The 11,492-nt window shown below is 37.6% G+C and carries 7 protein-coding genes and 1 pseudogene; 5 read left to right on the top strand and 3 right to left on the bottom strand.

Going from position 1 to position 11,492, the window contains the following annotated elements:
* The first annotated feature begins 29 nt into the window (after positions 1-29).
* The 4 genes from CEF18_RS16710 (at position 30) to CEF18_RS16695 (ending at position 6,432) form a co-directional block, all read left to right on the top strand.
* The gene (locus CEF18_RS16710) at positions 30-2,366 is read left to right on the top strand and encodes a glycoside hydrolase family 3 C-terminal domain-containing protein (protein WP_110937513.1); all 2,337 of its coding nucleotides are present in this window, start codon (positions 30-32) and stop codon (positions 2,364-2,366) included.
* Between the two features lie 437 nt (positions 2,367-2,803).
* Complete coding sequence (locus tag CEF18_RS16705) at positions 2,804-3,931, top strand: Fe(3+) ABC transporter substrate-binding protein (RefSeq protein ID WP_223292340.1); 1,128 nt, start codon at positions 2,804-2,806, stop codon at positions 3,929-3,931.
* A gap of 158 nt (positions 3,932-4,089) precedes the next feature.
* Positions 4,090-5,730 carry an ABC transporter permease gene (locus CEF18_RS16700; protein ID WP_110937739.1) on the top strand — a complete coding sequence of 547 codons (1,641 nt, stop codon included), beginning with the start codon at positions 4,090-4,092 and terminating at the stop codon, positions 5,728-5,730.
* Positions 5,731-6,432, top strand: a complete 702-nt coding sequence (locus CEF18_RS16695) for an ABC transporter ATP-binding protein (protein WP_110937511.1) — start codon at positions 5,731-5,733, stop codon at positions 6,430-6,432.
* A 176-nt stretch (positions 6,433-6,608) separates the two neighbouring features.
* Here the strand turns inward: CEF18_RS16695 and CEF18_RS16690 are convergent.
* Both CEF18_RS16690 and CEF18_RS16685 read right to left on the bottom strand, forming a co-directional pair.
* Positions 6,609-6,719 (bottom strand): annotated as a pseudogene (locus CEF18_RS16690) (Ltp family lipoprotein); the annotation flags it as partial.
* A gap of 720 nt (positions 6,720-7,439) precedes the next feature.
* The gene (locus tag CEF18_RS16685; RefSeq protein WP_110937509.1) at positions 7,440-7,925 is read right to left on the bottom strand and encodes a hypothetical protein; all 486 of its coding nucleotides are present in this window, start codon (positions 7,923-7,925) and stop codon (positions 7,440-7,442) included.
* 462 nt (positions 7,926-8,387) lie between these two features.
* Here CEF18_RS16685 and betA point away from each other — a divergent pair, with 462 nt between their 5' ends.
* Positions 8,388-10,070 carry a choline dehydrogenase gene (gene betA / locus CEF18_RS16680; protein ID WP_110937508.1) on the top strand — a complete coding sequence of 561 codons (1,683 nt, stop codon included), beginning with the start codon at positions 8,388-8,390 and terminating at the stop codon, positions 10,068-10,070.
* 462 nt (positions 10,071-10,532) lie between these two features.
* Here betA and CEF18_RS16675 read toward each other — a convergent pair whose 3' ends face one another.
* The gene (locus CEF18_RS16675; RefSeq protein ID WP_110937507.1) at positions 10,533-11,456 is read right to left on the bottom strand and encodes a glycine betaine ABC transporter substrate-binding protein; all 924 of its coding nucleotides are present in this window, start codon (positions 11,454-11,456) and stop codon (positions 10,533-10,535) included.
* Between the last annotated feature and the right edge of the window lie 36 nt (positions 11,457-11,492).

Raw genomic sequence — 11,492 nt, 5'->3', positions numbered from 1 at the left:
TAATTTTAAAAGAAGTGTGGCGATCTAGAATGAAACACAAAGATATAATGAAACAAATGACTTTGGAAGAGAAAGCTTCCCTCATGTCTGGACAAAACTTTTGGAATACCAAGGCTATTGAACGTTTGGATATTCCATCTATTATGCTAACCGATGGGCCGCATGGACTGCGAAAACAAGGTGGGAAAGCTGATCACCTAGGATTAAACAAAAGTATACCAGCCACTTGTTACCCAACAGCAGCAACGCTAGCAAATAGCTGGGATAAGTCACTTGTATATGACGTAGGACAAGATATCGGTAAGGAAGCTCGCAGTGAAAAAGTAAGTGTCTTACTTGGACCTGGTTTAAATATTAAGCGTAATCCATTATGTGGACGTAATTTTGAATATTTCTCAGAAGATCCATACCTAACTGGTGAACTCGCTAGTGAAATGGTAAAAGGAATTCAGTCTAATGGTATTTCAGCTTGCCCTAAGCATTATGCTGTCAATAGTCAAGAACATATGCGAATGACAATTGACGAAATTGTAGATGAACGTTCGCTTAGAGAAATTTATTTAACAGGCTTTGAAAAAGTTGTAAAAGAGAGCGATCCTCATACGATGATGTCTTCTTATAATAAGGTCAATGGTGAATTCGCAAATGAAAATCAACATTTAGCTAATGACATTTTGTATTCTGAATGGGGATTTGACGGTGTTGTTGTAACTGACTGGGGAGGAAATAATGACCGTGTTACTGGGTTAAAGGCTCATAATCAGTTAGAAATGCCATCAACTAACGGGATTACAGATAAAGAAATTATGGATGCAATAAATGCAGGATCATTAGAAGAATCAATATTAGATGAAGCAGTAGATCAATTGCTGTCTCTAATAGATAAAGTGCGTTTAGATGATAAAGAATCAGTACAAGTAGATCATGAAGAGCACCATAATAAGGCCGTGGCAGCTGCTCGTCAATCTATGGTAATGCTGAAGAATGAAAATAATATTTTGCCGCTTACTGAAGGAACAAAAGTAGCCGTTATTGGTGATTTTGCAAAAAATCCAAGATACCAAGGAGCGGGGAGTTCATTAATAAATCCCTATAAATTAAGTATTCCATTTGATACTTTACAAAATTCTGCTTTAAATATAGTTGGTTATACACAAGGATATAAGCGTATGGGAGGAAAGAGTAATAAATTACTGCAAGAAGCAACAAGTCTTGCGAAATCTGCTGAAACAGTAATTTTATTTATTGGGCTTGATGAAAGCAAAGAAGCAGAAGGTGTAGATCGAGAAGATTTAAAACTGCCTCAAAATCAACTAGACCTTGTTGAATCCTTAGTAAAAGTAAATAAGAATGTGATTGTTGTTTTAGCTGGTGGTGCAGCACTTGAATTACCTTTTGCAGATAAAGTACAAGGAATTATACACACGTATCTTTCTGGACAAGGTGGGGGGGAAGCTGTCGTCGATATATTGCTTGGCAAATACAATCCAAGTGGTAAATTAAGTGAAACATTCCCAATTCGTTATACTGATGTCCCATCCTCTTCGTACTACCCTGGACATCAAGCAACAAGTGAACATAAAGAAGGGCTATTCATTGGTTATAGATATTTTGAAACTGCCAATGTACCTGTGCGTTATCCATTTGGATATGGGCTATCTTATACTACATTTGAATACAGTGATATTGTGATAGATGGCTTATCCGTAAGTTTTAGTTTGTCAAATACAGGTAAAGTTGCTGGAGCAGAAATTGCTCAATTGTATATTGAAAAGGTAGATTCGAGAATTTTTCGTTCAAAAAAAGAATTGAAAGGCTTTGATAAAGTCTACTTGGAACCAGGTGAAACGAAGCGAGTAACACTAGGATTAACAAAACGGGATTTCTCTTATTATAATCCTGAAATTAAGGATTGGGAAATTGAATCGGGGAATTACAATATTCAAGTTGGCAGTTCCATTCAAGAGATTCATCTAGAGGAAACTGTTGAGATGGAGGGTGTTACTCCAACTGTATTCCTAAAAACTGAATATCCACACTACGCAATGGCTAATATGGAGCATATCCCTGATTCAGAGTTTGAAAAAATATTAGGGAGAAAACTTCCACCTAAAAGTTGGGATCGTCATAAAGATTTGGGAATGAATGACACGATTAATCAAGCGCAGTATAAGAATTGGTTAGGGAAATTACTATATAATTTTATTATGCTCTTCCATTTTTTCTTCAAAAAGATTGGAAAACCATTAACGGCAAATAACGTGTACTTTATTATAAACATGCCATTTAGACAAATTGACCGTTTTACAGGCGGGACAATTAGTAAAAAGAATGTTGAGGTATTTTTACGGTGGATTAATCGATAAAATAAGATGAAACCCGAAACGACTGTAATTCCTTCACCAAAAGTACTAATGTTTACCCTTGATACGTAAGGGTTTTATGTAAAATGCTAACATTTTGCTGACATTTAGGTTTTACCAGAGGCTTCTCATGAGTTCACTGAACTTATGGGAAGCTTCTTTTTTCTTGTAACCTGGCGATATACGATCTTCATAATTATATCAGATACAACTTAAATTTGTTCAGAAGCGCCACCAGCCTTTGCAAGAAGTGACGAATGTGTATGTCGTATTTGCTCAAACATATAAGCTGTACATAACATTATTTAAAAGAAAAAATAGGGAAGTAAAAAAAAATTAAAACTTTTATGTTAAAAGCATTGACTTGAGAATAATTATCAGTAGAATGATAATGAGAATCACTTTCAGTTATAAAAAATTTTACATAGGGGGAAATGAGATTGAAGAAAAATCGTATTTTAACTGCACTAGTAATGTTACTAACTACCGTACTTGTTTTATCAGCTTGTGGAGGAGAGGAGCAGCAAGAAGCTAATGCTGCAAAAGATTCAACAAATAACCAAAGCAATGAAACTAGCAATGAATCAAGTGAACAAGTAGAAGAAAAAGATGATAGTGGAGCTGTAAATCTATACACTAGCCGTCATTATGATTCTGATAATGAACTTTTTGCAACTTTTACAGAACAAACAGGGATCGAAGTTAATGTAGTACAAGGTGATTCTGACGAGTTAATTGAACGTCTTAATCGTGAAGGAGAAGCAACGGAAGCTGATCTTTTCTTTACTGCTGATGCAGGACGCTTATTCCGTGCAAAAGATGCAGGTCTATTACAAGCTGTAGAAAATGAAACAATTACTAATAATATTCCAGAAAGTCTTCGTGATACTGACAATCAGTGGTTTGGTCTAACAAAACGTGCTCGTGTATTTGTATATGCGAATGACCGTGTTGACGAATCAGAGCTTTCAACTTATGAAGCACTAACTGAAGAAAAGTGGCAAGGAAGAGTACTAATCCGTTCATCTGAAAACATTTATAATCAGTCTCTTCTAGCTTCCATTATCGAATTAAATGGAGCGGATGCTGCGAATGAGTGGGCTAGTGGTATTGTTGAAAATATGGCACGTGAGCCACAAGGCGGAGATAGAGATCAAGCAAAAGCTATTGCATCTGGAGAAGGCGACATCGCAGTTATTAATACGTATTATTTCGGTAATATGTTGAATTCTGAAGATCCTGAAGAGGTGAAGGTTGCTGAAGGGTTATCTCTTTTCTTCCCTAATCAAGAAACAACAGGAACACATATTAACGTTAGTGGCCTTGGTGTAACAAAGCATGCTAAAAACAAAGATAATGCTATTAAGTTAATCGAATTCCTATCTAGCGAAGAAGCGCAAGGGCGCTTTGCTGAAGCAAACTATGAATATCCAGTTAACCCAAATGCCGAAGTATCAGAGTTGCTTAAATCTTGGGGGGAGTTTAAAGCGCAAGATCTTAATCTAACTAAACTTGGCGAGAATAATGCTGAAGCGGTTATGATCTTAAATGAAGTTGGCTGGAAATAAAAAATAGTATGCAATACAGAATGTCACATCAAATAAAGCATTTGGTGGGGCATTCTGTAGTTTTTATCATAGTGTTATTGCTTAAAATATCCCACTAAGGGGGTTGTATTTATGAGACAATTAACTTAATTTAATTAAAGTACAAGGGTGTGTCTACCATCAAACTAGTTCCTAAAATACTCATACATACAAATGGCTGGTCTATATTAACTTTTTTATTCGTTTGCTTCATCCTTTTACCCAACTTATCTATTCTACTTCAATTATTTTCTGAGCCAAATGAAAATTGGGAACATATTAAAGCGTACATGTTGCAAGATTACCTAGTTACTACATTCGTTATGATCGTGTTGCTAGGCATTCTTACGATTGTTATAGGTGTTAGTTTAGCATGGCTTGTATCTGCATATGATTTTCCGATGAAAGGCTTTTTGAAATGGGGATTAATCTTACCATTATCTATTCCACCTTATATAGGCGCTTATGCTTATCATGGGTTATTAAATTATACTGGAATCATTCAAACTACTTTGCGTAATTCGTTTGGAATTCAAGTAAATCAAAAATATTTTGACATTATGAATATTCCGGGTGCTGTTTTTATTTTTACGGTGTTTTTGTTTCCTTATGTCTACATGATTACGCGTGCATTCCTGGTAAAACAATCGGCTTCTATTATTGAAAATGCAAGGTTGCTAGGTAGTGGTTCAGTAGAGATTTTCTTTCGAATTGTTTTGCCTATTTCGCGAGTAGCTATCGTTGGGGGAGGCAGTCTAGTTATTTTGGAATTTTTAAATGACTATGGTGTGGTTAAATATTTTGGGATTCAGACGCTTAGTACGGCAATCTTTCAAACTTGGTTTGGATTAGGCGATCTTGAATCAGCGATAAAACTAGCAGGAACATTAATGGCGATTGTGGTTTTTCTTCTGTTAATGGAAAAAATAATGCGCGGTAGAAAAAAGTACAGTTCAACAACTACAAAGGTACGTCCCCTTAAGCCAATTAAACTAACTGGATGGAAGGCAGGATTAACGACTTTTTATTGTGGAAGTGTGTTTATGCTAGCTTTTATAATTCCGTTTAGTCAGTTGGTCATGTGGGTGTTCATGGCTTACGATGCGGTCCTCAACAAGGATTTTATTAAACTTATATGGAATTCTGTTTTCGTAGCAAGTATTGGTGCCATTGCAATTGTAATCATTGCTCTCATCATTGGTAACTTTACGAGGTTAAGCAACGGATTCTTTTCAAGAATATCCGCGAAAGTTGTTATTCTCGGCTATTCTATACCTGGTGCAGTTATTGCCATTGGCGTGTTAATTTTATTTATCGGTATGGATAAAACACTCTCGGCCTTTTATTCGTTAATAGGGATGAATCAGACACTCGTTCTAAGTACTAGTCTTATATTGTTATGCTTTGCATACGTCATTCGGTTTTTGGCCATTGGCTACAATTCTATCGAAGCAGGCTATGAAAAAAATGGAAACCATTTTACCGAGGCTTCCAGGATGTTAGGAATGACGATGACACAAACATTTTTTAAAGTTGACTTAAAATTAATAAAAGGTGCAGTGATAAGTGCGTTTATTTTAGCTTGGGTCGAAATCATTAAAGAACTTCCCTTAACATTAATCTTAAGACCGTTTAACTTTGAAACATTAGCGACAAAAGCTTTTCAATATGCAGGAAATGAGATGGTTCAGGAAGCTGCGATTCCTTCTCTTATTATTGTTATGATTAGTGGTATTTTTATCTTTTTCTCACATCTGTTTATGGAAAAGGAGGTGTTCTAATTGTATATCCAGATTAAGGAACTTTGCTTTGCATACAAAAGGAACGACAAGCTGACGGTGGACCATTTTTCTATAGATTTAGAAAAGGGTGAAATTCTCGCTATTCTTGGTGAAAGTGGCAGTGGTAAAAGTACAATTTTACGACTCCTTGCTGGTTTAGAAGTCTCTGCAAAAGGATCTATTAAAGTTGATAATAGATTGCTAGGAGATGAATATACATTTGTATTACCGGAAAAGCGAGGAATTGGTATGGTTTTTCAAGATTATGCTTTATTTCCTCACATGACAGTTGCGCAGAATATCACGTATGGATTGAAGAAATGGAACCGGCAACAAAAGAAGCAGCGATTAGAAGAAGTTCTTGATTTAGTAAACTTATCTGAGTATCAAAAACGCTATCCTCATGAATTAAGTGGTGGTCAGCAGCAACGAGTAGCTTTAGCAAGAGCTTTGGCTCCTAATCCTGCTCTTTTATTATTTGATGAGCCCTTTAGCAATTTAGATGCTAATTTGCAAAACAAGATTAGAGAGGAACTAAAAGTAATTCTCAAAAAGACAGGGACAACTTCCATCTTTGTTACGCATGATGAAAATGATGTAAGGGCTTTGACTGATAAAATGGTGATTTTAAACAAAGGGAAAATGATTAAGTCCGGCAGGCCGTGTGACATGCTAAGCTTACTTAATGAAAAAGTGAATTAATAAACCTTTTTAACACTTTGTGTGGTCCGCGAAAGTGATCTTGGAAGAAATAGCTAAGATAAAACAATATAAGTGGTGTATTAACTGACCTAAAAAGACCGGGCATGGTTTTTATGCCCGGTCTTTAAAGATTATTTTTTTTGAGTTCATCAATACATAATTAATAATATAGATTAATCTAAATTTTCAACTGCATAATCTGCTTGTTCTTGAGTGAATTTTTCTCCGTATTCCGAAATCAATTGGTCGTATATACCCGCTTTAGACATATGCATACTCTCGCTGTAGTATCCTTTTCTTTATGTAGTAAAGTAAAATAGTAGCATATCTATAAGATATAAAACAATTGATATTAGACAGTACATACAAACTTTTGTTGAAAGAGAAACATAAAGGAAAATTAGATGAAAGCTTTGTGCGTTAGTTCCCAGTTTAAACTTTTTAAGGCAAGTAGCCACTCCATTTTGGTAAAAATAAAGTATATGTTGTAGTGACTTTATTCTTCACTTCCTTATGCTCTCTTTGTTCCTTGAAGGGGAAAAGAGATTCAATAAATTATAAAAATGCTACATATTTTTCAACGTAGTATTTCCATAATAGTCTCCTCATTCTATTTATTTTATAAATATTAAAGGTTATCCTGGTTTTTTGAGAACACTTGTAAAAAGAATAGATTTAGGTTTATGAAGATGTCCTTGCATTATTAACTTGCCTGGTACATTAGTTGCATAACTTGTCTTACTTTAATAATAGTTTTCTACAAGCAACTAAATTTCGTCAAAAATATCCACCTCAGTATAAGCGAGTAGCGATGAAAACTGATCATCCTTCAACTTTTCCATACCAGCCATCTCTCTCTACATACGACCATTTTCGAGAGTGATAATATTAAGCTTGATATATTTCCACTCTGCCATGACTTCATTATAGGATCTTCCGGGTCGGTCTAAGGCGTCAATATAAATGAGATTCCCTCATCCCGAATGAAGGGGATATCAAGTCAGTTCTTAATCATTTATGTGTTTCGCTTTGGGCTGTTTGAACACTTCGTCCTGCCAAAGTTGATACACATAGATGATAATCGCAAAACCGATCATCATAGCAACAATAGCTATTGTAGGCAAAGTCGATTCACTCGAAACAAGCCCTATCCGTTGCCATATCGGGTAAACAACGTACATAAATACCCCGTCCAAAAGTATATTGACAGTTAAATACACCCAAAATTTCCCGAAAGTAAAGTGGAATACCCAGATGACTATTACTAAATATGCTCCATACACCCAAGGGATTGGGACGACTTTATCCCACCCGAAAAGACTGGAACCTGCCTCTTTCCACCATCCATAATGGTAAGCCGCTTGATATGCCAAGGTATGAATAATGGTCATAAATAGAGCGACCGGCATGTACCTGCGTACAGTATCCATTTTCAATAAAAATAAGGACATCCAAGGCAATATCAAGAGTGCCCAGAGAATAATCTGTTTCATGTCATTAATCTCCCCTCATTAGTTTTATGAGTAGTGTTACTCTCGGTGCATATAGTTATTCGATAAAAGTTAATGACACACTGACTTAGTTAGGCAAAATAACATCGCAATTGGGAATAATGTTTGCGGTTGGCTACCACAGTGGTGCTCATGCTCGGTTTGCTCAGGCTAAGATGATCTTGACCTTTACTGAGTGAATGTAAAAAAAATCTAAAAAAATATGAACACCGGTTTACAAAAAAATTATACTGTGGTAAATTAAAAGTGTTAAATACATTAAATAAAAATTTAACAAAATTAACAAAGGTCGAATCTGAGCCACTGAATTGCTCAAGTAAATTTAATTAAAAAACTATCAAACTACGAACTGGTTTCAATAACAGAAGGTGAGTTTATGATAAATGCTTTTAGTATAGCTTTAATCACTAAACTAGTTTTCAAACATCCAAGGAGGTACTAAATATGAAAGAAACATACGATATAGTTATTATAGGTGGCGGTAGTGCGGGTTCTGTTCTCGGCGATCGCTTAAGTGCAGATGGGACACGCAGTGTTCTGGTGTTAGAGGCAGGGCGAAAAGATTTTTCATGGGACCTATTGATCCAAATGCCAGCAGCTTTGCCGTTCCCAGCAGGGAAATCATTATACGACTGGAAATATGAATCTGATCCTGAACCTTATATGAATGGACGGCATATCAAGCATGCCCGTGGAAAAGTTCTCGGAGGTTCGAGCTCAATCAACGGTATGATTTTCCAACGTGGTAATCCGATGGACTACGAACGTTGGGGCGCCGATCCAGGTATGGAAACGTGGAATTTTGCGCACTGTCTTCCGTATTTCAAACGCCTGGAAAATGCTTTAGCTTCACCGGAAGATGAGCTTCGCGGTCACGATGGTCCTCTTAAACTAGAACGCGGGCCAGCTAAGAATCCTTTATTTCCAGCCTTTTTTAACGCAGGTGTCGAGGCAGGTTACTCGCGAACACCCGATGTGAACGGTTTTCGGCAGGAGGGATTTGGTCCGTTTGATAAGCATGTATACAAAGGCAGACGATTGTCAGCTTCACGTGCATATCTGCATCCGGCTATGAAACGTAAGAACCTCACTGTGAAAACTCGTGCTTTTGTTGCAAGTATCGATTTCGAAGGTACCCGAGCTAAGGGTGTGACATATGAACGAAACGGGAGAACTCATCAAGTTAAAGCAGGGGAAGTCATACTCTCTGGTGGTGCAATCAATACGCCGCAGCTGCTTCAATTGTCAGGTGTGGGTGACGCGAAGCACTTGCGCTCACTTGGCATTAAACCTGTAGTTGATCTTCCTGGTGTAGGTCAGAACCTTCAGGATCATCTTGAAGCCTATATTCAATACTCTTGTCCAGAACCGGTTTCAGAGCAGCCTAACTTAAATAAAGCGCGTATGCCTTGGATTGGTTTGCAGTGGTTGCTCAGTCGCAAAGGTCCAGCAGCAACCAACCATTTCGAAGGTGGGGGTTTTGTTCGTTCGAACGAGGACGTCGACTATCCAAATTTGATGTTCCACTTCCTTCCGGTAGCGGTAAGGTACGATGGAAAAAAAGCAGACACTGATCACGGATTCCAGGTCCACGTAGGACCTATGTACTCCGATTCTCGAGGAACATTAAAGATTCGTTCGAAAAACCCTAAAGAGTACCCGAGCATGGTCTACAACTATCTTTCTACCGAACAGGACCGACGTGAGTGGATTGAAGCGGTACGAATTTCAAGGGATATTATGTCTCAGCCAGCAATGGCACGATACAATTCAGGAGAAATTTCACCTGGTGATGCAGTTCAAACAGATGATGAGATTTTGGATTGGGTGGCGAATGATGCGGAGACTGCGCTTCATCCATCGTGTACGGCAAAAATGGGACCAGCTTCAGACCCAATGGCTGTCGTAGATCCTCTAACCATGAAGGTCCACGGGCTCGACAATCTACGAGTGGCCGATGCGTCTGCTATGCCCTATGTTACTAACGGTAATATCCATGCACCGGTATTGATGTTGGCGGAAAAGGCAGCGGACTTAATCCTTGGATGTAAACCACTGAAGCCTATTAATACGGACTTCTATCGTCATGGGGTACATCCAGCTGATGCAGGCACTATAAAAGGTTAAGTTAAATAATGCTTTCATAAGGAAGGCCTCTTTCAAAATGTATTTGCCGGTCAAAGCATACATTTCATGAAAGAGTGCCTTCTTTTTTTGTCTGGAACTTGTTAAAGAAATAATTATCTTGGTGTTTATGATTCTGTGATAAAACTGGGTACATTCACGTAAATGATGAAGTTCATCTTCTTGATTGAATTTTTTTAAAGAACGTGATGATTGTAAATTATTGAACGTATACTCTGTATCGTAAGCTCTTTTAAACATAAATAATGCTCCCCTTCACTAAAAGGGGAGCATATAGTTAAGAACTGTAAGTTGACAGCTATCTTTACGCCACAAGTACCAAGGGAAACCCCACCTCCTATCGAGTAGCACCTACACACACTACGTAGGTGCTACTCGGGGGTGGCTAAAGATCACGCTGTATTTAATAAAAGACGGCTATGCCGTTTTTCTTATTCAGTGTTCTTACTCTGCAGGCTCAAGATCCTCTATGGAATCGATGTCCATATAGGATGGTACAGCTAAACCAATCCTAGCCCCTTCAAGGTTCGGTCCTAAATCTTCAAATTGACCATCATACTCTTCATAAAGTGCACCATGTGTTGCAGGCATCCATGGAGATAGAGTAGCATCAGAATCACCAGATGCTATTGCACTAAACATAATAGATGGATCTACTGGTGTAAGCATAACATCGAAGCCTTGTTGTTCTAAAACAATTTTAGCCACATTCGTTGAAAAAGTTTCTGCATCCCACGAAGTTAAGACTAAGTCTATTGAAGTACCATCAACAGGTTCTACCCCTTCTGTCCATTCTGTAACCTTTTCTGGATTCTCATCCACCCACTCTTGAGCTACTTTTTCAAAATCAAAATCCATTTCTTGAGCTTCAAGTAAAGCTTCTTGGAATACTGGTAGTTCCCAGTGAAGTCTATCAAGAATCGTATAAGCACTAGGCATGTCTTCTTTTAGACCTTGTCTTACAATTGTTGTAATGTGTTCCTCCTCACCAAAGATAAGTTCAGGATCTTCTAAGTACTTTATATCATATTTAGCAAACATATAGTGAGGTGACCATGCTGCAACAATAATGGGTTCTTCGTTTTCAATAGCGTCTCCTAACGCGGTCAACATGGCAGCTGCTGAAGACGTTTCCTGTTCCCAACCAGCAAGACTTTCATACTCAGCTATAGCCTTCTCATTTGTCTGTGTTTGCCCAGCACCAGGCTCAATACCAGTAATTTGATATCCCATTTCTTCACTGACATTTGATGTATCTTCTGTCTGCCCATTCCCGCTGTCATTTGACTCCTCTGTTCCACATCCAGCGGCTATAAGGGATAAAGATAAACCAGCAATAATCCCTAGATTTTTTCTCCAATTAAACATGTTTAGTACACTCCTTTAGTTACTATTATTACCACT

Origin of the sequence: Salipaludibacillus neizhouensis (assembly GCF_002886185.1) — a bacterium.
GTDB lineage: Bacteria > Bacillota > Bacilli > Bacillales > Salisediminibacteriaceae > Salipaludibacillus > Salipaludibacillus neizhouensis.
The sequence above is the reverse complement of the archived record's forward strand: the minus strand, read 5'-3'. Positions and strand labels throughout refer to the sequence as shown.